The organism is Pseudomonas sp. GL-B-19, assembly GCF_019956415.1.
GTDB lineage: Bacteria > Pseudomonadota > Gammaproteobacteria > Pseudomonadales > Pseudomonadaceae > Aquipseudomonas.
This window is the reverse complement of the sequence record NZ_JAHBDK010000026.1, coordinates 10,735-30,990: the sequence shown is the minus strand read 5'-3', so window position 1 is coordinate 30,990 and position 20,256 is coordinate 10,735. Positions and strand designations below refer to the sequence as shown.

The following is a 20,256-nucleotide window of genomic DNA, read 5'->3' as shown; positions in this document are numbered from 1 at the left end:
TCTGAAGATCAACTCCTCTAACAATAACGACAGGTGCCGCATGATCCCCAGAACCTTGTTCAGCTCCGATCACGAACTTTTCCGTGACAGCGTGCGAACGTTCCTCGAGAAAGAGGCTGTGCCGTTTCATGGGCAATGGGAAAAACAAGGCTATATCGACCGCAAACTCTGGAACAAGGCGGGGGAGGCGGGGATGCTGTGTTCGCATCTTCCGGAGGAATACGGCGGGCTGGGGGCGGACTTTTTGTACAGCGCGGTAGTGATCGAAGAGGTCGGGCGCCAGGGGCTGACCGGGATCGGTTTTTCCCTGCATTCGGACATCGTGGCGCCGTATATCCTGCATTACGGCAGTGAAACTCTGAAGCACAAGTACCTGCCGAAACTGGTGTCTGGCGAGATGGTCACGGCGATCGCCATGACCGAGCCGGGGGCCGGGTCCGATCTGCAAGGGGTGAAAACCACGGCGGTACTGGATGGCGACGAGTACGTCATCAACGGTTCGAAAACCTTCATCACCAACGGCTTTCTGGCTGATCTGGTGATTGTCGTGGCCAAGACCGATCCAAAGGCCGGCGCCAAGGGCACCAGCCTGTTTTTGGTCGAGGCCAACACCCCGGGTTTCGACAAGGGCAAGCGTCTGGAAAAGGTCGGGATGAAGGCGCAGGACACTTCGGAGCTGTTCTTCCAGGACGTTCGGGTGCCCAAGGAAAACCTGTTGGGGCAAGCCGGAATGGGCTTCGCTTACCTGATGCAGGAATTGCCGCAAGAGCGCCTCACCGTGGCCATTGGTGGGCTTGCGTCGGCTGAAGCGGCGTTGCAATGGACGCTGGACTACACCCGCGAGCGCAAGGCGTTCGGCAAGGCGATTGCCGACTTCCAGAACACCCGCTTCAAACTGGCGGAGATGGCGACCGAGATCCAGATTGGCCGGGTGTTTGTCGATCGCTGCCTGGAACTGCACCTGCAAGGCAAGCTGGATGTGCCGACGGCGGCGATGGCCAAGTATTGGGGCACGGACCTGCAATGCAAGGTGCTCGACGAATGCGTGCAGTTGCATGGCGGCTACGGTTTTATGTGGGAATACCCGATTGCCCGGGCATGGGCGGATGCGCGGGTGCAGCGGATTTATGCCGGCACCAACGAAATCATGAAAGAGATTATTGCGCGGTCGCTTTGACCTTGCAGTGACTGTTAGACCGCTATCGCGAGCAGGCTCGCTCCCACATTGGATTTTTGTCTGACCACCATTTTGTGATCGACACAGAACCATTGTGGGAGCGAGCCTGCTCGCGAAGGCTTTTTTTCAGGCGATCAAGGAGCCGGGTTCGGGTGATCCTTGTGAATCGCCTCAATCCCTTCCAGCACTTCGTCCGAAAGTTTCAGCTCGAAGCTGGCAATGTTGCTGTCCAGTTGCTCAAGCGTCGTTGCCCCAATGATGTTGCTGGTGACGAACGGCTGTTGATTCACGAAGGCCAGCGCCATCTGCGCCGGGTCCAGACCGTGTTCACGGGCCAGTGCCACGTAACGGCTGCACGCTGCTTCCGATTGTGGATTGAAATAGCGGCTGAAGCGGCTGTAGAGGCTCAGGCGGCCTTTCGGCGGGCGCGCGCCACCTTCGTACTTGCCTGACAGGAAACCGAACGCCAGCGGCGAGTAAGCCAGCAAGCTGCATTGTTCACGAATGGCAATCTCTGCCAGACCGACTTCGAAGCTGCGGTTGAGCAGGTTGTACGGGTTCTGGATCGATACGGCGCGCGGCCAGCCGCGGGCTTCGGCCAGGGCGAGGAAGCGCATGGTGCCCCATGGCGTTTCATTGGATAGGCCAATGTGGCGGATCTTGCCGGCCTTGACCTGCTCGTCCAGTGCTTCGAGGGTATCTTCCAGTGGAGTGAGGTTGGCTTCGCTCTTGTGTTTGTAGCCCAGTTGGCCGAAGAAATTGGTGCTGCGTTCTGGCCAATGCAGCTGGTAAAGGTCGATGTAGTCGGTTTGCAGGCGCTTGAGGCTGGCGTCCACGGCTTGCGTGATGTGCTGGCGGTTGTGGCGCAGGTTTTTGTCGCGGATGTAGTCGATGGTGTTGCCGGGGCCGGCGATCTTGCTGGCGAGGATCCAGTCGGCGCGATCACCACGACTTTTGAAATAATTGCCGATGTAGCGCTCTGTGGTGGCGTAGGTATCGGCCTTGGGCGGCACCGGGTACATCTCGGCGGTGTCGATGAAATTGATCCCGGCACCTTTGGCCCGTTCAATCTGGGCGAAGGCTTCAGCTTCGCTGTTTTGCTCGCCCCACGTCATGGTTCCGAGGCAGATAGCGCTCACGTTCAGATCGGTTCGGCCTAGCTGTCGATAGTCCATCAGGTGCTCCTTGGGCAAAACAATCATAAAAGCAGGTTGAAATATTTTCCGCAATCTGCATAATTGCGCACCTCTTTCTGCAGTGGAAGTGATGCGCCGCCGCCGAAGAATCTTGCCGTTGAACGGACGCGCCGACCCGAGCCCCCGAAAGCGTCTGTATCCGGCTGCCTTTGACTTGTCAAAGTACGCACTATTCAGTAAGATCCGCCGTCTAATTTACAGGGCGGCCCCTGAGGCTATAAAGAATGAAAACTTTTACTGCTAAACCGGAAACAGTACAGCACGACTGGTTTGTCGTCGACGCTGCAGGTCAGACCCTGGGTCGTCTGGCCACCGAAATCGCGAGCCGTCTGCGTGGCAAGCATAAAGCTGAGTACACTCCTCACGTTGACACCGGCGACTACATCGTCGTTATCAATGCCGAGCAGATTCGTGTGACCGGTGCTAAAACCACCGACAAGATCTACTACTCCCACTCCGGTTTCCCGGGCGGCATCAAGTCGATCAACTTCGAAAAGCTGATCGCTAAAGCCCCTGAGCGCGTGATCGAGACTGCGGTCAAAGGCATGCTGCCTAAGAACCCGCTGGGTCGCGACATGTATCGTAAGCTGAAAGTCTATGCGGGCGCTGTACACCCTCATACTGCTCAGCAGCCCCAAGAACTGAAGTTTTAACGGAATAGTTCATTATGTCGGCGACTCAAAATTACGGCACTGGCCGTCGCAAGACCGCAACCGCACGCGTTTTCCTGCGTCCGGGTACTGGTAACATCTCGATCAACAACCGCACTCTGGAAAATTTCTTCGGCCGCGAAACTGCCCGCATGGTAGTTCGTCAGCCGCTGGAACTGACCGAGACAGTTGAAAAGTTCGACATCTACGTCACCGTTATTGGTGGTGGTGTAAGTGGTCAAGCTGGCGCAATCCGCCACGGTATCACTCGCGCACTGATGCAGTACGACGAAACCCTGCGTGGCGCTCTGCGCAAAGCTGGCTTCGTTACTCGCGATGCTCGTGAAGTTGAACGTAAGAAAGTCGGTCTGCGTAAAGCGCGTAAGCGTCCGCAGTACTCGAAGCGTTAATTCGCTTTCACGTTCAAAAAAGAACGCCCAGTTTCCTCACGGAGCTGGGCGTTTTTTTATATGTGTGATTTATCAAAGAATTGCGCTGTGACAACTTGCCACATCCGTAGAGCCCCTATACTACAAGGCTTGGCAGTGGAGCCCTTCGGTAATTACCTTGTCAGAATTGGGGCTTTTCATTACCATTCGGCAAAATTTTTATAAGTACATAGATTTACTTAGTAGATGCCTGATTTAACAGGCCACAAAGCTGATGGGAGAGGACTGAATGAGCAATGACGGCGTGAATACAGGCCGGCGTCGCTTCTTGGTAGCAGCCACATCCGTGGTGGGTGCTGCAGGAGCGGTGGGGGCTGCGGTCCCGTTCGTGGGGTCATGGTTTCCCAGTGCCAAGGCGAAAGCCGCAGGTGCACCGGTGAAAGTGAATGTCAGCAAAATCGAGCCAGGCCAGCAGATGATTGCTGAGTGGCGCGGCCAGCCGGTATTCATTGTCCGCCGTACTCCGGAAATCCTGGGGAATCTGAAAAAGATCGAAGGCGATCTCGCCGATCCTGATTCTAAACAATCGACGCAACCGGCCTATGTCAACCCGGAAACACGTTCGATCAAGCCAGAAATTCTGCTGCTGATCGGCATTTGCACGCACTTGGGTTGTTCGCCTACTTTCCGTCCGGAAGTGGCGCCGGCGGATCTTGGTCCGAAATGGGTGGGTGGATATTTCTGCCCTTGCCACGGCTCCCATTACGATCTGGCTGGCCGCGTCTACAAGTCGCAACCTGCGCCTTTGAACCTGCCAGTTCCCCCGCATTCCTATGAGACCGATGAGCTCATCATCATCGGCGTCGATACGGAGAAAGCGTGATGAGCAAGTTCATGGATTGGGTTGATGCGCGCTTTCCCGCGACCAAAATGTGGGAAGACCATCTCAGCAAGTACTACGCCCCGAAGAACTTCAACTTCTTCTATTTCTTTGGTTCCCTGGCGCTGCTCGTTCTGGTTAACCAGATCGTCACCGGTGTCTGGCTGACCATGAGCTACAACCCGTCGGCGGAAGAGGCGTTTGCTTCCGTCGAATACATCATGCGCGACGTCGAGTACGGCTCGATCCTGCGTCTGTTGCACTCCACTGGCGCTTCGGCGTTCTTCATCGTGGTTTATCTGCACATGTTCCGTGGCTTGCTCTACGGTTCGTACCAGAAGCCGCGTGAGCTGGTGTGGGTCTTCGGCATGCTGATCTACCTGGCGCTGATGGCTGAAGCCTTCATGGGTTACCTGCTGCCGTGGGGCCAGATGTCCTACTGGGGTGCCCAGGTGATTATCTCGCTGTTCGGTGCGATCCCGGTCATCGGTAACGACCTGACCCAGTGGATCCGTGGTGACTACCTGATTTCCGGTATTACCCTGAACCGCTTCTTCGCCCTGCACGTTGTTGCCTTGCCGATCGTGATCCTTGGTCTGGTGGTGCTGCACGTTCTGGCGTTGCACGAAGTCGGTTCGAACAACCCGGACGGTGTCGACATCAAGAAATACAAAGACGAAAACGGCGTACCGCTGGACGGCATTGCCTTCCACCCGTACTACACCGTGAAAGATATCGTCGGCGTGGTGGTGTTCCTGTTCATCTTCTGCTCGATCGTGTTCTTCTTCCCGGAAATGGGCGGTTACTTCCTCGAGAAGCCGAACTTCGAAGTGGCGAACGCCTTCAAGACCCCAGAGCACATTGCTCCGGTCTGGTACTTCACCCCGTTCTACGCGATTCTGCGGGCGATTCCGGACAAGCTACTGGGTGTCATCGCCATGGGTGCAGCCATCGCCGTGCTGTTCGTCCTGCCGTGGCTGGACCGCAGCCCGGTCAAGTCGATGCGCTACAAAGGCTGGCTGAGCAAGATCTGGCTGTGGGTGTTCTGCATCTCGTTCGTGATCCTGGGTGTGCTGGGCGTATTGGCCCCAACGCCAGAGCGGACGTTGCTGTCGCAGGTGTGTACGTTCCTGTACTTCGCCTATTTCATTCTGATGCCGTTCTACACCAGGCTTGAAAAGACCAAACCGGTTCCGGAAAGGGTGACTGGCTGATGAGAAAGCTATTTGCTGTACTGATTCTTGCTGCTATGCCTGTTCTGTCCTTTGGGGCTGAGCACGGTGGTCCTGAGCTGGAAAAGGTCGACATCGACGTTTCTGACAAGGCGGCCTTGCAGGATGGCGCGCGTACCTTTGCCAACTACTGCATGGGCTGCCACAGTGCCAAGTTCCAACGCTACGAGCGTGTTGCCGATGATATTGGCGTTCCCCATGATCTGATGCTCTCGAAGCTGGTGCTCACCGGCGCCAAGATTGGCGACCACATGAACATCGGCATGCAGCCGGCAGACGCCAAGGCCTGGTTCGGCGCGGCTCCGCCCGATCTGACGCTGGTGGCTCGTGTTCGTGGTACTGACTGGCTCTACGGCTACCTGAAGTCTTTCTACGAAGATCCGTCGCGTCCGTGGGGCGTGAACAACAAGGTCTTCCCGAACGTCGGTATGCCTAACGTGCTGGCTGGCCTGCAAGGTCGTCAGATTATCGGTTGCAAGCAGGTTCAGATCGTCGAAGACGGCAAGAAGCAATTTGACCCGTTGACCGGTACGCCTTTGACTCATGAAGCATGCGATCAGATGACCATCGTGCCGAAAAGCGGTGCTCTGACCGAAGAGCAGTTCGATGAGAAGGTCAAGAATCTGGTAACCTTCCTGGCTTACTCGGCTAACCCGGTTAAGCTGCAACATCAGCGCATCGGTACATACGTCTTGCTGTACCTGGCGTTCTTCTTCGTATTCGCTTATTTGCTCAAGCGCGAATACTGGAAGGATGTGCACTGATAAAGCTTCAAGCAATTGCTGTTAATCGCGCGCGCCCAAGGGCGCCTCTGAAGGTGTAACGAGCCTGGTGATCCAGGCGTTACGGGAGGCGCCCTCTGGGCGCGCTCGTTTTTCCGCTTCCGATAATTTCAACAAGCGAGGAGGACCGCCATGGGCGTGACCAATCGGTTGGCCTGTTACTCCGACCCCGCCGACCACTATTCCCACCGAGTGCGTATCGTACTTGCAGAGAAGGGTGTCAGCGCCGAGATCATTTACGTGGAAGCTGGTCGTCAGCCGCCTAAACTGATTGAGGTGAACCCTTACGGAAGCCTGCCCACCCTGGTCGATCGTGACTTGGCGTTGTGGGAGTCGACCGTGGTGATGGAATATCTGGATGAGCGTTACCCGCACCCGCCTTTGTTGCCGGTTTATCCAGTGGCGCGTGCCAACAGCCGTCTGCTGATTCATCGTATTCAGCGTGACTGGTGTGGCCTGGTGGATCTGATCCTGGATTCACGGTCCAAGGAAGCTGCCCGCGTCGTCGCTCGTAAAGAGCTGCGCGAAAGCCTGACTGGCGTGTCGCCGTTATTCGCCGATAAGCCGTTTTTCCTCAGTGAGGAACAAAGTCTGGTGGATTGCTGCCTATTACCAATACTCTGGCGCTTGCCGATTTTGGGTATTGAACTGCCGCGGCCTGCCAAGCCGCTGCTTGATTATATGGAGCGCTCGTTTGCGCGTGAGGCTTTCCAGGCGAGTCTGTCTGGTGTCGAACGCGATATGCGCTAAGGCTTAAGGAGCCGCTATGAACTCCAGTCGACCTTATCTGGTCCGCGCGCTCTACGAGTGGATTGTGGACAACGATTGCACCCCGCACATGCTGGTCAATTCCGAGTATCCGTCGGTGCAGGTGCCTCAGGGTTTTGCCAGTGACGGACAAATTGTCTTGAACGTGTCGCCGCAAGCCGTGCGTCATCTTCACATGGATAACGAGGCGGTCAGTTTCGAAGGGCGTTTCGGTGGCGTGCCGCACACCTTGTACGTGCCTATCGCCTCGATCCTTGGGATTTACGCCCGGGAGAATGGCCAGGGCATGGTGTTTGATCTGGAATCGCCTATGGAAGACGAGGAAGAGATCGAGCCGGATGATGATATTCCGCCACCCGACAGCGAGCCGCCGCGTCCCAGCGGTCGACCCAGTTTGAAAGTGGTGAAGTAATAAAAAAGGCGATCCGAGAGGATCGCCTTTTTTATTACTTCCGTAGGAGCCGAGCTTGCTCGCGATGGCGATTTCAAAGACGCCATCGCCGGCAAGTCGTGCTCCTACGGCGAGCAGGTGTCAGTCGATGTACTCAAACAGCTTCACAATCTTCTGCACACCGGAAACGCCCTGTACCAGGTTGGTAGCCTGAGCGGCTTCCTGTTTGGTCACCAGACCCAGCAAGTAGACGATGCCATTTTCGGTCACAACCTTGATGCGCGAGCCAGGAATGTAGGCGTCGGTGAGCATCTGGGTCTTGATCTTGGTGGTCAGCCAGGCATCGTTCTGGCGCGCCAGCAATGAGGAGGGCGGCATGATCTGCAATTCGTTGTGGACCGTTTTTACCCGTTGAACAGCGGCGGCAGCCTGTTCGGCTTTAGCCTTGAGGTCTGCGCGAGGCGTCTGTCCGGCGAGCAGCACCACGCCGTTGAAGCTGGTGACGACAATGTGCGATTCGTTGTCCAGGGCAGGGTCGGCCTTGGCCACGTTTACGCCGACTTTGGTATCGATCAGGGAATCGTCGATCTTGCTGCCAAAGGTGCGCGTGCCGCGGTCATCTTCAATCGGCGCTTCACGGCTGGCGTTAACCACCGAAGTGCAGCCGCTGATGCCAAGGCACAGGGTCAAGGCCAATAGGCCTAGGCGATTAGGGGTCATTCTTCACTCCCGAACAATTGGCTGTCGATCAAATCGCAAAGGCAATGGATCGCCAGCAGGTGGACTTCCTGAATACGTGCGGTGACATTGGCCGGTACGCGAATCTCGACGTCCTCGGGCAAAAGCAGTGACGCCATGCCGCCGCCATCGCGACCGGTCATTGCTACGACAACCATTTCGCGATCATGTGCGGCCTGGATCGCCTGAATTATGTTTGCCGAGTTACCGCTGGTGGAAATCGCCAGCAATACGTCGCCCGGTTGGCCGAGGGCGCGAATCTGTTTGGAGAAAATTTCGTTGTAGCTGTAGTCGTTGGCAATCGAGGTGATGGTCGAGCTGTCAGTGGTCAGCGCGATGGCTGGCAGGCTCGGGCGTTCGCGTTCGAAGCGGTTGAGCAGCTCCGACGAAAAGTGCTGGGCATCGCCGGCGGAGCCGCCGTTGCCGCAGGAAAGCATTTTGCCCTCATTGAGCAGGGCGTTGACCATCACTTGGCTGGCTTGCTCGATGTGCGGTGCAAGTACGTCCATCGCCATTTGCTTGGTGTCGATACTGGCCTGAAAAAGCTGGCGAATTCGGGATTGCATGTCCATCTGTGTGACCTTAATTAGCGCGGCTACTCGGCACATGAATGTGCAGCCCGCAATGCAAAGAGCAAAAGTGTTGGGTGAAAGTGTCCGGTTCGGGGCGCAAGCGATCAACTGTCGAAGGCATTCTGCAGCCAGTTCAACTGATCACGGTTGCTGTCGATGGCAACCACGTCGAAGCGGCAAGGGGAATTGGCCCAACGCGACTCGCGCTGAAGAAAATACTGTGCAGCGAAAATCAGTTTTTGCCGTTTGCGCTCATCAATGCTTTCGAGCGCTCCACCCCATTGGGTGTTTTTTCTGTAGCGGACTTCAACGAATACTACTGTATCGCCATCAAGCATGACCAGATCAAGCTCGCCGCGTTTACACAACCAGTTCTGCGCCAGCAGGTGCAGACCTTGTTGTTGAAGATGCTCGAGCGCATGGCGCTCGGCATCTTTACCGCTTTGCTGGCGTGACCTGTCAGGCATCAGTTCGGGGTGCCTGGAAGGCGTTGAACCTGGCCATTGACGAACTGAGCCCACGGCAGCTGACGCACGACGCGTTGGTTCTGAGTCAAGCTCAGGCTGCCCGACTGACCTTCGAGGCGGCTGTCCGGCAAGGCTTTGAGTTGCCCCAGGCGTGGCGCCAGGCGGTAAGCATCGACGCCCATGGCATACAGGCGACCGAGGCTGCCGGAGGCTTGTGGCCATTGAGCCGTAACCTGCCTGCGCAGCGGATCATTGGCGTCCAGCAACCACGGAGTTTCGCAGAAGCGAATGCCGTTCATATCGTTGTACTGATTCACGTCGCCGCTGGCACTGTACACGTGGGAGGTGGCGTAAACCGGTACGTCACCTGCGTATTGGAAGTTCAGGGTCGGTTTGATCTGTTGAGCCTGTTGCGGAGTGGCGGCCAGGAAGATGAATTCAATGTCCTGGCGACGCGAAGGCTGGGCGGCAACCTGCGAGCCAACGGTGCTTTGCAGGCTTTTCGCGCGGCCTTCGCTCTGGCGCAGCTGGAACATGTCAGCAATCTGCTGGGCCAGTTGAACCGGTTGGTCTACGCGCTCGGTGACAACTATGGTGCCGCCGTTGGCTTGCCAGTCCTGGCTGAATGCGCGGAGTACGCGATCGCCCCATTCGCCTTTTGGCACCATGATCGCGGCGCGATGCAGGCCATCGGCGCGCGCGCGGCGAGACACTTCGCGGGCTTCGTCTTCAGCGGCCAGGCCAAACTGAAACAGTTGCGCCGGGCCTTGTTCGCCTTCGCTGTAGTTCAGCGCCAGGGTGGTGATCGGCAATTGCGGGCGGGCGCTAAGCTGTTTAACCAGTGGTTTTTCCAGCGGGCCGACCACCAGTTGCACGCCATCGGCCTGGGCCTTGCGGTAGAACTCGTCCATCGACGTCAGCTTCGAGCTGTCATAAAACTCGATGGCGGGTGGCTTCTGGCCGGTTTGTTGGGCCTGGTAGTAAGCGGCCATGAAGCCTTCGCGCAATGCTTTGCCGACCGATGCCAGCTGGCCGTCTTGTGGCAACAGCAGGGCAATCTTGCTCAGGGGTTGGCTGGCCAGGTCCTTGAGGTTGGTCAGTGCCAACGGCAGATGAATGGCGGCCGGGTGTTTAGGGTTTTGCGCGCGCCAGTTATCGATTGCTGCTTGTTGTTGCTCCAGCGTCCCGGCCGTTTTCACCGCCAGTGCCAGGCCCATCCAGCCGCCGAGGTCGTCGGAGGTGGTGGGCTGCAGTTGGTCGGTGGGCAGGGAAGCGATCAGGATCCAGATCGCATCGTGGTTTTTGCTGGCCGCTTCACCGCTCAGCATTGGCGCGATAAAAATACGCTCCCGTGCGGCAGCCAGCGTTTGGCCATCTGCTTCAAGGGCGCGGGCATGGACTGTGCCGGTGCGAACCTGTTGCTCAGCCGGCAGTTCGCTCAGGCGTTGCAAGCTCGGATGGCTCAAGGCCGTCAGCGCCGCTTTGGGCTGGTTGCGCACCATCGCCAGTTCCGCCGCCAGCGTACTGGCGAAGACTTGTGGGCCTGGCTTGAGTTGCTCGACCGGAACCTGCTGCAGGATTTGCGCGGACTGGCCGGCATTCCCTTGGCGGTAGGCCACGTCTGCGGCGCTCAGGCGCAGCAGGGCAGCTTCTTCCGGGTCTTTGCTTTGATTGGCCTGCCCGAGCAGTTGCTCGACGCTGGCATTCGGGGTCCGTGGAACTTCGCCAAGGCTGGAGGAGGGCGAGCTGGCGCAAGCCGCCAGCAAGGCAGCGAGGCAGAGGGCAGTAAACAGCCGCAGGCAAGCGATCATGTAGTGTTCCTGTTACTCGATCAAATTAGCGTGGAATTGTACCCAAGCACTGGCCGGGGCGCGATGTTACTGGCGTGAATCGATCAATTTAGCTCGTGTAAATGTTGCAACACTGCACAAAAGGCGGGAAAACCCGGGAAGGGCCAGGCGTATCGCGAGCGCGCTACGCGCTACAATGTCACTTTTTACCGATCATGAGGTGTGCGCTTTGACTGCTCCAGGTGCTTTGAATTCCGCTGCTGGCTCGCTTTATGTGGTGGCGACGCCCATCGGCAACCTGGACGACATCAGTGCGCGTGCGCTGAAGATCCTTCGTGAGGTGGCGTTGATTGCCGCCGAAGATACTCGCCACTCCCAGCGATTGATGCAGCATTTCGGTATTCCCACGCCGCTGGCAGCGTGTCACGAACACAACGAGCGGGATGAAGGTAGCCGCTTTATCACGCGTCTGCTGGCAGGCGACGACGTGGCGCTGATATCCGATGCCGGCACGCCGTTGATTTCTGATCCCGGGTATCACTTGGTGCGTCAGGCTCGTGCTGCGGGGATCAATGTGGTGCCGGTGCCGGGAGCCTGCGCATTGATCGCGGCTCTGTCGGCAGCGGGTTTGCCATCCGACCGGTTTATCTTTGAGGGCTTTCTGCCGGCCAAGGCGGTCGGTCGCCGGGCTCGTCTTGAGCTGGTAAAGGAAGAGCCGCGCACGCTGATTTTCTACGAAGCTCCGCACCGCATTCTTGAATGCCTGCAAGACATGGAGCTGGTGTTCGGTGGCGAGCGTCAGGCGTTGCTGGCTCGTGAAATCACTAAAACCTTTGAAACCCTTAAAGGTCTGCCATTGGCCGAGTTGCGTGAGTTCGTCGAGTCGGACAGCAATCAGCAGCGCGGTGAATGTGTGGTGCTGGTGGCCGGCTGGGCTGCGCCTGAGACTGAAGATGCGGTCAGCAGCGAAGCGATGCGCATCCTCAACCTGTTGCTCGAAGAGATGCCGCTCAAGCGTGCGGCCGCCTTGGCTGCGCAAATCACCGGCGAGCGCAAGAATGTGCTGTATCAGGTTGCGCTGGATAAGCAGAAGGGCGAGTAAAACCCGACGTGCAGGGGGGGCAAAGGCGTTTAGCGCTTGTTCTTCGGCCGCTCTGCCGTTAACCTTTGCGGCGGAGAGTCGATCGGACAGTCGCTGCCCTCTATGAAAATTAGGGGGGGGAGGAAAGTCCGGGCTCCATAGGGCGAAGTGCCAGGTAATGCCTGGGAGGCGTGAGCCTACGGAAAGTGCCACAGAAAATAACCGCCTAAGCGCTTCGGCGCCGGTAAGGGTGAAAAGGTGCGGTAAGAGCGCACCGCACGTCTGGCAACAGTTCGTGGCTAGGTAAACCCCACTTGGAGCAAGACCAAATAGGGTCCCAAGGCGTGGCCCGCGCTGGGACCGGGTAGGTTGCTAAAGATGTCCAGTGATGGCCATCGTAGACGAATGACTGTTCAAGACAGAACCCGGCTTACAGATCGACTCTCCACCTTTTTTTCCTCCCTGTTTGAATCTTTGAGCAGGGCGCTGGTAGTGGCAAATTCCCTCCTTACCGAATCATCAGCAGAAGCACTTTCGTAATACCAAAAAAATCTTACTCTTAACAAACTACTTTAACTTTCGAGCGCAGCTCTCTGTGCTGACTCAAGTTATTGAGTGTGATGACACGTCGGATTTCCGTAACACCTCCTCCTACGCTCCTAAATCTCAGTTCTGTAAGGGTTTTCCTTTAATCCGCGCCTTGACGGTGCGGTGGCCGCATTCCTATAGTGTGCACAAGTGGCGGAAAGTGGCATGAAGTGGGTTTTTTGAACGTAAAACGCTAAAATTTGGAGAGACGCTGACGTGTTTCGCGGAGCTAACGCTATCAGTCTCGATGCAAAGGGCCGACTCGCCATGCCGAGCCGGTACCGTGACGAGCTCGTTTCGCGTAGTTCCGGTCAGTTAATCGTCACAATTGACGCCGTTGATCCATGTTTGTGTGTTTATCCCCTCGATGAGTGGGAAGTTATTGAAACCAAACTGCGCGCACTGCCTTCGCTTCGCGAAGAGAACCGCCGCCTGCAACGTTTACTGATTGGTAATGCCGTCGACCTCGAGCTCGATGGCAGTGGTCGTTTTCTGGTTCCACCGCGTCTTCGTGAATATGCCAAGTTGGATAAGCGCGCGATGTTGGTAGGCCAACTGAACAAGTTCCAATTGTGGGACGAGGATGCCTGGGATGCGGTTTCTGCCGCTGACCTGGCTGCTATTCAACAACCGGGCTCTATGCCTGATGAACTGCGTGATTTGATCCTGTGACTATTGATAGCGGCTTTAACCACATCACCGTACTGCTTGACGAAGCCGTCGAGGCTCTCGCCGTACGTCCTGATGGCTGCTATCTGGACGGCACGTTCGGGCGCGGCGGGCACAGCCGGCTGATCTTGAGCCAGCTGGGTCCCGATGGCCGGTTGCTTGGATTTGATAAAGATCCTCAAGCGATTGCCACCGGGCAGACGCTAGCGGCCGAAGACGGCCGCTTTGTCGTTGTGCAGCGCAGTTTTGCCGAGCTGGGTTCGGAAGTCGCCGAGCGCGGTCTGGCCGGCAAGGTCAGTGGTGTTTTGCTCGACCTCGGCGTGTCTTCGCCGCAGCTCGACGACCCTGAACGCGGCTTCAGTTTCCTCAATGACGGCCCGCTGGACATGCGCATGGACCCATCCCGCGGGATCAGCGCTGCGGAGTTCGTCAACACCGCACCGGTGGAAGAAATCGCTCGCGTGTTCAAGGAATATGGCGAAGAACGTTTCTCCGGTCGTATGGCCCGGGCCGTGGCCGAGCGTCGCGACATCAAGCCGTTCGAGCGCACCGCGGACCTGGCCGAAGTCCTGAAAGTCGCCAATCCGGCGTGGGAAAAAGGCAAGAACCCGGCGACCCGCGCGTTCCAGGGCCTGCGCATTCACGTCAACAACGAACTGGGCGATCTGGAAGCCGGCCTCGAAGCCGCACTGGAATGCCTGGAAGTCGGCGGCCGTCTGGTCGTTATCAGCTTCCACTCGCTGGAAGACCGCATCGTCAAACTGTTCATGCGCAAACTGGTTAAAGGTGAAGCCGACAACTTGCCGCGCAACCTGCCGGTACGTCACGTCGCTTTCGAACCGATCATCAAAATCCATGGCAAAGCCAAGTCCGCCTCCGAGGCCGAACTCAAAGCCAACCCACGTTCCCGTAGCGCCGTCATGCGCGTGGCGGAGAAGCTGCGGTGAGCAAGCTTTTCGCCAAGCCACTGCCCGGCGGAAGCTTTTTCATGCTGCTGTTGTTTGTGGGCGTGCTTGTTTCAGCGATCGGCGTTTCGTACAGCGCTCACTGGAACCGTCAGCTGTTGAACTCGCTGTACAACGAGTTGAGCGTGCGCGACAAGGCGCAGGCCGAGTGGGGCCGTTTGATCCTTGAACAGAGCACCTGGACCGCCCATAGCCGTATCGAAGTACTGGCCTCCGAACAGCTGAAGATGCGCATTCCCGGCGCAGCTGAAGTGAAGATGGTGGCGCCATGATGAAACTCGAAGGCGCAATGTTCCCATGGCGTTTCCGCGTGGTGGTGGGATTGCTCGGCATCATGGTTGCGGCGATTTCCTGGCGCATCATCGACCTGCAAGTCGTCGACCGTGCCTTCCTTAAAGGTCAAGGCGATGCGCGTAGCGTTCGTCATATTCCGATTCCGGCTCACCGTGGTCTGATCACCGACCGTAACGGCGAGCCTTTGGCCGTGAGTACCCCGGTCACCACGCTGTGGGCCAACGCCAAGGAAATGCAAACGGCCAAAGAGAAGTGGCCGGCACTGGCGGCTGCCCTGGGTCAGGACCCTAAAGCCCTGGCTGAACGTCTCGAAGCCCAGGCCAACAAAGAATTCATTTACCTGGTACGTGGGCTGACCCCCGAGCAGGGCCAGTCCGTGCTCGATCTGAAAGTACCGGGCGTCTACGGTATTGAAGAGTTCCGGCGTTTCTACCCGGCCGGTGAAGTCACCGCGCACATGGTTGGATTTACCGACATCGATGACCACGGTCGTGAAGGGGTCGAGCTGGCCTATGACGAATGGCTCGCCGGGGTCCCCGGCAAGCGTCAAGTCATCAAGGATCGGCGCGGAAGGCTGATCAAAGATGTCCAGGTCACCAAAAACGCCAAGGCCGGCAAGCCCTTGGCGTTGTCCATTGACCTGCGCCTGCAATATCTGGCCAACCGCGAACTGCGTAACGCGATCATCGAGAACGGCGCCAAGGCGGGCAGCCTGGTGATCATGGACGTGAAGACCGGCGAAATCCTGGCCATGGTCAACCAGCCGACCTACAACCCGAACAACCGTCGCAATCTGCAGCCGGCGATGATGCGTAACCGCGCGATGATCGACGTGTTCGAGCCGGGTTCGACCATGAAAGCCGTCTCTATGAGCGCCGCGATTGAAACCGGGCGCTGGAAGCCGAGCGATACCGTCGAGGTGTATCCAGGCACCTTGCAGATTGGTAAGTACACCATCAAGGACGTATCGAAGTCCGAAGGTCCGGTACTCGACCTGACCGGCATCCTGATCAATTCCAGTAACGTCGGCATGAGTAAAGTCGCGTTCGATATCGGCGGCGAGACGATTTTCCGTCTGGCGCAAAAACTCGGCCTCGGCCAGGACACCGGTCTCGGCTTCCCGGGCGAACGTGTCGGCAACCTGCCGAACTACCGCGAGTGGCGCAAGGCTGAAACCGCCACGCTGTCCTACGGCTACGGTGTTTCCGTGACCGCGATTCAGCTGGTCCACGCCTTCTCGGCGCTGGCCAACAACGGTCGCCTCGCACCCTTGACCCTGATCAAAACCGACAAGGCGCCGCAGACCACGCAAGTGCTGCCGGAAGCCGTCTCGAAAACCATGCAAACCATGCTGACCCAAGTGATCGAGGCACCGCGCGGTGTATTCCGTGCGCAAGTGCCGGCGTATCACGTGGCCGGCAAGTCGGGTACTGCGCGCAAGACGTCGGTGGGCACCAAAGGCTACGCCGAGAACTCTTACCGCTCGCTGTTCGCAGGCTTCGGGCCGATGAGCGATCCGCGTTACGCGATCGTCGTGGTCATCGATGAACCGACCAAGGCCGGTTACTTCGGTGGTCTGGTCTCGGCGCCAGTGTTCAGCAAAGTGATGTCCGGGACACTGCGCCTGATGAACATTACGCCGGACAACCTGCCGCCGACTGAAACCGCGAATGCAACCCCCGTCGTACCGCTGAAAGCCAATGGAGGGCGCGGCTGATGTCTCTGAGTCTGAACAAAATTTTTGCCCACGCCGGTCGCGATCTGTTGATCCGCGAATTGGCACTCGACAGCCGCAACGTGCGCGCTGGCGATCTGTTTCTCGCCGTCCCGGGCGGGCGCTTCGACGGTCGCGCGCACATCGCCGACGCCCTGCAACGCGGCGCTGCCGCTGTGGCTTATGAAGTCGAAGGCGCAACCGTATTGCCGATCACCGAAGTGCCGCTGATTCCGGTCAAAGGCCTGGCGGCGCAGCTGTCGGACATCGCCGGGCGTTTTTATGGCGACCCGAGCCGTCACTTGAATCTGATTGGCGTGACCGGCACCAATGGCAAAACCAGCGTGACTCAACTGGTGGCCCAGGCGCTCGATCTGCTGGGCCAACACTGCGGCATCGTTGGCACGCTGGGCTCCGGTTTCTACGGCGCGCTGGAAAGCGGTCTGCACACCACGCCGAACCCGATCGCCGTGCAAGCGACCCTGGCCGACCTGAAAAAGGCCGGCGCCAAAGCCGTTGCCATGGAAGTCTCCTCCCACGGTCTGGATCAGGGCCGCGTGACCGCGCTGGCGTTTGATGTGGCGGTGATGACCAACCTGTCCCGCGATCACCTCGATTACCACGGCACCATGCAGGCCTACGGCGAAGCCAAGGCCAGGCTGTTTGCCTGGAACGATTTGAAGTGCCGGGTGATTAACCTCGACGACGAATTCGGCCGCCAACTGGCCGCCGAAAAGGGTGAGTCGCGTTTGATCACCTACAGCCTGGAAGACACCAGCGCCTACCTGTATTGCCGTGAAGCGCAATTCGACGACGAAGGTGTGCGCGCCACATTGGTGACGCCTCAGGGCGAGCACCATTTGCGCAGCGCCTTGCTCGGTCGTTTCAACCTGAGCAACGTACTGGCCGCGGTCGGCGCCTTGCTCGGTCTGGATTACGCGCTGGACGAAATCCTCCACGTCCTGCCGAAGCTCGAAGGCCCGGCCGGTCGCATGCAGCGCCTGGGTGGCGGTACTCAGCCGCTGGTGGTGGTCGATTACGCGCACACCCCGGACGCGCTGGAAAAAGTCTTGATGGCCCTGCGTCCACACGCCAAAGGTCGCTTGCTGTGCCTGTTCGGCTGCGGCGGCGATCGTGATCGCGGCAAGCGTCCGCTGATGGCTGAAGTGGTTGAGCGTCTGGCCGACGGTGTGCTGGTGACCGATGACAATCCGCGCACCGAAGACCCGGCGGTGATCTTCGATGACATCCGCGCCGGCTTCAAGGCTGTGGATAAAGTGACTTTCGTGGCAGGCCGGGGCCAGGCGATTGCCCAGTTGATCGCCAGCGCTTCGGTGGATGACGTGATTGTTCTGGCCGGTAAAGGTCACGAGGACTATCAGGAAATCAACGGCGAGCGTCACGCCTTCTCCGATCTGGTCGAGGCCGATCATGCCCTGACCGCGTGGGAGGTGGCCCATGCTTAAAGCCTTGAAGTTGAGCGAATTGACTGGCGCGCTGAATGCTCGCCTGATCACTGCCGACGCCACGTTCGACGGCGTCAGCATAGACAGCCGTGCGATCAAGCCCGGCCAACTGTTTATTGCCCTGACTGGCCCGCGTTTCGACGGTCACGACTATTTGAACGATGTCGCAGCCAAAGGCGCCGTCGCAGTGTTGGTCGAGCGCGAAGTCGCCGACAGCGCACTGCCACAGCTACTGGTCAATGACACCCGCCAGGCTCTCGGCCAACTGGGTGCACTGAACCGTGCGGCGTTCACCAACCCGGTCGCGGCCGTCACCGGTTCCAGCGGCAAGACCACGGTCAAGGAAATGCTCGCGAGCATCCTGCGCACGCGCGGTCCGGTGTTGGCCACCCGTGGCAACCTGAACAACGACCTCGGCGTACCGCTGACCTTGCTCGAACTCGCGCCGGAACACACCGCTGCCGTGATCGAGCTCGGTGCTTCGCGCCTTGGCGAAATTGCCTACACCGTGGGCATGACCAAACCTCACGTGGCCATCCTCAACAACGCCGGGACCGCCCACGTTGGCGAGTTCGGCGGGCCGGAAAAAATCGTTGAAGCCAAAGGCGAAATTATTGAAGGGCTCGAGGCCGATGGCATCGCCGTTCTTAATCTCGACGACAAGGCGTTTGAAATCTGGAAGGCCCGCGCGGCCGGGCGCAAAGTGCTGACATTCGCCCTGAGCAACCTCAGTGCCGACTTCTACGCCAGCGACCTGGACCGCGATGCTCGTGGTTGCCCGGCGTTTAACCTGCACACGCCTGAAGGGGTGGAGCGCGTTCAATTGAACCTGCTCGGCACGCATAACGTCGCAAACGCCATGGCTGCCGCCGCTGCCGCTCATGCCTTGGGCGTGTCGCTGTTCGGCATCGCCACGGGGCTGGCCGCCGTGCAACCGGTCAAAGGGCGCACCGTCGCGCAACTGGCCACCAATGGCATGCGCGTGATTGATGACACGTACAACGCAAACCCGACCTCCATGTGTGCCGCCGTTGATATACTCGCCGGCTTTTCCGGTCGCACCGTCCTGGTGCTCGGAGACATCGGCGAGTTGGGCGATTGGGCGGAGCAGGGGCACCGCGATGTGGGTGAATACGCCCGCGGCAAGGTGTCCGCGCTGTATGCCGTCGGACCCAACATGGTTCACGCCGTAAACGCTTTCGGTCCACAGGCCTTTCACTTCAGCACTCAGGCTGAGCTGATCAAGGCCCTGGGCGCCGAGCAAGACACCAACACCACCATTTTGATCAAGGGCTCGCGTAGCGCTGCGATGGAAAACATCGTCGCCGCTTTGTGCGGGTCCAGTCTGGAGAAACATTAATGCTGCTGCTGCTAGCGGAGTATCTGCAACAGTTCTACAAAGGCTTCGCGGTCTTTCAGTACCTGACCCTGCGCGGGATTCTCGGTGTGCTGACTGCGCTGGTCTTGTCGCTGTGCTATGGCCCGTGGATGATCCGCACCTTGCAGAACCGTCAGATCGGTCAATCCGTTCGCAACGACGGTCCACAATCGCACTTGTCCAAGTCGGGTACTCCGACCATGGGCGGCGCGCTGATTCTGTCGTCCATCGGCGTCAGCACCTTGCTCTGGGCCGACCTGAGCAACCGTTATGTCTGGACTGTGCTGCTGGTGACCTTGTTGTTCGGCGCCATCGGCTGGGTCGACGATTACCGCAAAGTGATCGAGAAAAACTCCCGTGGCTTGCCGAGCCGCTGGAAGTACTTCTGGCAGTCGGTGTTTGGTCTGGGCGCAGCGGTCTTCCTTTACATGACCGCTGCTACTCCGGTGGAAACCACCCTGATTCTGCCGATGCTCAAGGATTACAGCATTCCGTTGGGTGCTGGCTTCATCGTGCTGACCTACTTCGTGATCGTCGGATCGAGCAACGCCGTCAACCTGACTGACGGCCTCGATGGTCTGGCCATCATGCCGACCGTGATGGTCGGCGGTGGTCTGGGGATCTTCTGCTACCTGTCGGGTAACGTGAAATTCGCTGAATACCTGCTGATTCCCTATGTACCGGGCGCGGGTGAACTGATTGTGTTCTGCGGCGCGTTGATCGGTGCGGGCCTCGGGTTCCTGTGGTTCAACACCTACCCGGCACAGGTTTTCATGGGCGACGTCGGCGCACTGGCGCTGGGCGCGGCCCTGGGCACCATCGCGGTGATCGTCCGTCAGGAAATCGTCCTGTTCATCATGGGCGGTGTGTTCGTGATGGAGACCCTGTCGGTCGTCATCCAGGTTGCTTCTTTCAAGATGACCGGTCGCCGTGTGTTCCGCATGGCACCGATTCACCACCACTTTGAACTCAAGGGCTGGCCTGAGCCACGCGTGATCGTCCGTTTCTGGATCATCACCGTGATTCTCGTCCTGGTCGGCCTTGCCACCCTGAAGCTGAGGTAGAAACT

21 protein-coding genes and 1 other RNA gene are annotated in these 20,256 nt (G+C 58.4%); 17 read left to right on the top strand and 5 right to left on the bottom strand.

The genetic code is table 11. The features are described 5' to 3' along the window. The first annotated feature begins 40 nt into the window (after positions 1–40). Positions 41–1,177 (top strand): acyl-CoA dehydrogenase family protein, encoded by a 1,137-nt coding sequence (locus KGB06_RS11010; RefSeq protein WP_223515328.1) that lies wholly within the window; start codon positions 41–43, stop codon positions 1,175–1,177. A gap of 134 nt (positions 1,178–1,311) precedes the next feature. Here KGB06_RS11010 and KGB06_RS11005 read toward each other — a convergent pair whose 3' ends face one another. Next, positions 1,312–2,352 (bottom strand): NADP(H)-dependent aldo-keto reductase, encoded by a 1,041-nt coding sequence (locus KGB06_RS11005; protein ID WP_223515325.1) that lies wholly within the window; start codon positions 2,350–2,352, stop codon positions 1,312–1,314. Positions 2,353–2,597: 245 nt separating this feature from the next. Between KGB06_RS11005 and rplM the strand changes: the two genes are divergently transcribed. The 7 genes from rplM (at position 2,598) to KGB06_RS10970 (ending at position 7,486) form a co-directional block, all read left to right on the top strand. Continuing rightward, the gene (rplM, locus tag KGB06_RS11000) at positions 2,598–3,026 is read left to right on the top strand and encodes a 50S ribosomal protein L13 (protein ID WP_046048262.1); all 429 of its coding nucleotides are present in this window, start codon (positions 2,598–2,600) and stop codon (positions 3,024–3,026) included. Positions 3,027–3,040: 14 nt separating this feature from the next. Next, the gene (rpsI, locus tag KGB06_RS10995) at positions 3,041–3,433 is read left to right on the top strand and encodes a 30S ribosomal protein S9 (RefSeq protein WP_003216038.1); all 393 of its coding nucleotides are present in this window, start codon (positions 3,041–3,043) and stop codon (positions 3,431–3,433) included. Positions 3,434–3,701: 268 nt separating this feature from the next. Beyond that, entirely contained in the window at positions 3,702–4,295 is a 594-nt protein-coding gene (gene petA / locus KGB06_RS10990; RefSeq protein ID WP_223515322.1) for a ubiquinol-cytochrome c reductase iron-sulfur subunit, read from the top strand. Continuing rightward, the gene (locus KGB06_RS10985) at positions 4,295–5,506 is read left to right on the top strand and encodes a cytochrome b (RefSeq protein ID WP_223515319.1); all 1,212 of its coding nucleotides are present in this window, start codon (positions 4,295–4,297) and stop codon (positions 5,504–5,506) included. Before petA ends, KGB06_RS10985 begins: the two co-directional genes overlap by 1 nt. After that, positions 5,506–6,288 carry a cytochrome c1 gene (locus tag KGB06_RS10980; RefSeq protein ID WP_223515316.1) on the top strand — a complete coding sequence of 261 codons (783 nt, stop codon included), beginning with the start codon at positions 5,506–5,508 and terminating at the stop codon, positions 6,286–6,288. Before KGB06_RS10985 ends, KGB06_RS10980 begins: the two co-directional genes overlap by 1 nt. Positions 6,289–6,438: 150 nt before the next feature. After that, complete coding sequence (locus KGB06_RS10975) at positions 6,439–7,056, top strand: glutathione S-transferase N-terminal domain-containing protein (protein ID WP_008155978.1); 618 nt, start codon at positions 6,439–6,441, stop codon at positions 7,054–7,056. A 16-nt stretch (positions 7,057–7,072) separates the two neighbouring features. Continuing rightward, entirely contained in the window at positions 7,073–7,486 is a 414-nt protein-coding gene (locus KGB06_RS10970; RefSeq protein ID WP_007943725.1) for a ClpXP protease specificity-enhancing factor, read from the top strand. 120 nt (positions 7,487–7,606) lie between these two features. Here KGB06_RS10970 and KGB06_RS10965 read toward each other — a convergent pair whose 3' ends face one another. The 4 genes from KGB06_RS10965 to KGB06_RS10950 form a co-directional block, all read right to left on the bottom strand. Next, positions 7,607–8,185, bottom strand: coding sequence for a BON domain-containing protein (locus KGB06_RS10965; RefSeq protein ID WP_223515314.1), 579 nt, complete (start codon positions 8,183–8,185; stop codon positions 7,607–7,609). After that, positions 8,182–8,775 (bottom strand): phosphoheptose isomerase, encoded by a 594-nt coding sequence (locus tag KGB06_RS10960; RefSeq protein WP_223515311.1) that lies wholly within the window; start codon positions 8,773–8,775, stop codon positions 8,182–8,184. The genes KGB06_RS10965 and KGB06_RS10960 overlap by 4 nt, the downstream gene beginning before the upstream one ends. A 104-nt stretch (positions 8,776–8,879) precedes the next feature. Next, complete coding sequence (locus tag KGB06_RS10955; protein ID WP_223515308.1) at positions 8,880–9,242, bottom strand: YraN family protein; 363 nt, start codon at positions 9,240–9,242, stop codon at positions 8,880–8,882. Further along, positions 9,242–11,053, bottom strand: a complete 1,812-nt coding sequence (locus KGB06_RS10950; RefSeq protein ID WP_223515306.1) for a penicillin-binding protein activator — start codon at positions 11,051–11,053, stop codon at positions 9,242–9,244. The genes KGB06_RS10955 and KGB06_RS10950 overlap by 1 nt, the downstream gene beginning before the upstream one ends. Positions 11,054–11,228: 175 nt before the next feature. Here KGB06_RS10950 and rsmI point away from each other — a divergent pair, with 175 nt between their 5' ends. The 9 genes from rsmI (at position 11,229) to mraY (ending at position 20,251) form a co-directional block, all read left to right on the top strand. Further along, positions 11,229–12,134: a 16S rRNA (cytidine(1402)-2'-O)-methyltransferase gene (gene rsmI / locus KGB06_RS10945; RefSeq protein ID WP_223515303.1), complete on the top strand. Its 906-nt coding sequence runs from the start codon at positions 11,229–11,231 to the stop codon at positions 12,132–12,134. 74 nt (positions 12,135–12,208) lie between these two features. Beyond that, positions 12,209–12,562, top strand: an RNA gene (gene rnpB, locus KGB06_RS10940) — RNase P RNA component class A. A gap of 355 nt (positions 12,563–12,917) precedes the next feature. Beyond that, positions 12,918–13,373 (top strand): division/cell wall cluster transcriptional repressor MraZ, encoded by a 456-nt coding sequence (gene mraZ / locus KGB06_RS10935; protein ID WP_223515300.1) that lies wholly within the window; start codon positions 12,918–12,920, stop codon positions 13,371–13,373. Further along, positions 13,370–14,317 (top strand): 16S rRNA (cytosine(1402)-N(4))-methyltransferase RsmH, encoded by a 948-nt coding sequence (gene rsmH / locus KGB06_RS10930; protein WP_411741845.1) that lies wholly within the window; start codon positions 13,370–13,372, stop codon positions 14,315–14,317. The genes mraZ and rsmH overlap by 4 nt, the downstream gene beginning before the upstream one ends. Continuing rightward, a complete protein-coding gene (ftsL, locus tag KGB06_RS10925) occupies positions 14,314–14,607 on the top strand; it encodes a cell division protein FtsL (protein ID WP_223515297.1) in 294 nt (97 codons plus the stop codon). The genes rsmH and ftsL overlap by 4 nt, the downstream gene beginning before the upstream one ends. Further along, positions 14,607–16,346: a peptidoglycan D,D-transpeptidase FtsI family protein gene (locus KGB06_RS10920; RefSeq protein ID WP_223515444.1), complete on the top strand. Its 1,740-nt coding sequence runs from the start codon at positions 14,607–14,609 to the stop codon at positions 16,344–16,346. Before ftsL ends, KGB06_RS10920 begins: the two co-directional genes overlap by 1 nt. Next, positions 16,346–17,809 (top strand): UDP-N-acetylmuramoyl-L-alanyl-D-glutamate--2,6-diaminopimelate ligase, encoded by a 1,464-nt coding sequence (locus KGB06_RS10915; RefSeq protein WP_223515279.1) that lies wholly within the window; start codon positions 16,346–16,348, stop codon positions 17,807–17,809. Before KGB06_RS10920 ends, KGB06_RS10915 begins: the two co-directional genes overlap by 1 nt. Continuing rightward, entirely contained in the window at positions 17,802–19,169 is a 1,368-nt protein-coding gene (locus tag KGB06_RS10910) for a UDP-N-acetylmuramoyl-tripeptide--D-alanyl-D-alanine ligase (RefSeq protein WP_223515277.1), read from the top strand. Before KGB06_RS10915 ends, KGB06_RS10910 begins: the two co-directional genes overlap by 8 nt. Beyond that, a complete protein-coding gene (mraY, locus tag KGB06_RS10905; RefSeq protein WP_027922688.1) occupies positions 19,169–20,251 on the top strand; it encodes a phospho-N-acetylmuramoyl-pentapeptide-transferase in 1,083 nt (360 codons plus the stop codon). Before KGB06_RS10910 ends, mraY begins: the two co-directional genes overlap by 1 nt. Positions 20,252–20,256 lie beyond the last annotated feature (5 nt).

Bases quoted from the DNA above. Each gene is read 5' to 3' on its own strand.
- KGB06_RS10920 (WP_223515444.1), top strand. From the start codon at position 14,607: ATGAAACTCGAAGGCGCAATGTTCCCATGGCGTTTCCGCGTGGTGGTG.
- mraY (WP_027922688.1), top strand. From the start codon at position 19,169: ATGCTGCTGCTGCTAGCGGAGTATCTGCAACAGTTCTACAAAGGCTTC.
- KGB06_RS10950 (WP_223515306.1), bottom strand. From the start codon at position 11,053: ATGATCGCTTGCCTGCGGCTGTTTACTGCCCTCTGCCTCGCTGCCTTG.
- KGB06_RS10980 (WP_223515316.1), top strand. From the start codon at position 5,506: ATGAGAAAGCTATTTGCTGTACTGATTCTTGCTGCTATGCCTGTTCTG.
- KGB06_RS10910 (WP_223515277.1), top strand. From the start codon at position 17,802: ATGCTTAAAGCCTTGAAGTTGAGCGAATTGACTGGCGCGCTGAATGCT.
- KGB06_RS10960 (WP_223515311.1), bottom strand. From the start codon at position 8,775: ATGGACATGCAATCCCGAATTCGCCAGCTTTTTCAGGCCAGTATCGAC.
- KGB06_RS11005 (WP_223515325.1), bottom strand. From the start codon at position 2,352: ATGGACTATCGACAGCTAGGCCGAACCGATCTGAACGTGAGCGCTATC.
- rsmI (WP_223515303.1), top strand. From the start codon at position 11,229: ATGTCACTTTTTACCGATCATGAGGTGTGCGCTTTGACTGCTCCAGGT.
- KGB06_RS10975 (WP_008155978.1), top strand. From the start codon at position 6,439: ATGGGCGTGACCAATCGGTTGGCCTGTTACTCCGACCCCGCCGACCAC.
- rpsI (WP_003216038.1), top strand. From the start codon at position 3,041: ATGTCGGCGACTCAAAATTACGGCACTGGCCGTCGCAAGACCGCAACC.
- KGB06_RS10970 (WP_007943725.1), top strand. From the start codon at position 7,073: ATGAACTCCAGTCGACCTTATCTGGTCCGCGCGCTCTACGAGTGGATT.
- rplM (WP_046048262.1), top strand. From the start codon at position 2,598: ATGAAAACTTTTACTGCTAAACCGGAAACAGTACAGCACGACTGGTTT.
- KGB06_RS11010 (WP_223515328.1), top strand. From the start codon at position 41: ATGATCCCCAGAACCTTGTTCAGCTCCGATCACGAACTTTTCCGTGAC.
- KGB06_RS10915 (WP_223515279.1), top strand. From the start codon at position 16,346: ATGTCTCTGAGTCTGAACAAAATTTTTGCCCACGCCGGTCGCGATCTG.
- KGB06_RS10985 (WP_223515319.1), top strand. From the start codon at position 4,295: ATGAGCAAGTTCATGGATTGGGTTGATGCGCGCTTTCCCGCGACCAAA.
- petA (WP_223515322.1), top strand. From the start codon at position 3,702: ATGAGCAATGACGGCGTGAATACAGGCCGGCGTCGCTTCTTGGTAGCA.
- KGB06_RS10965 (WP_223515314.1), bottom strand. From the start codon at position 8,185: ATGACCCCTAATCGCCTAGGCCTATTGGCCTTGACCCTGTGCCTTGGC.
- KGB06_RS10955 (WP_223515308.1), bottom strand. From the start codon at position 9,242: ATGCCTGACAGGTCACGCCAGCAAAGCGGTAAAGATGCCGAGCGCCAT.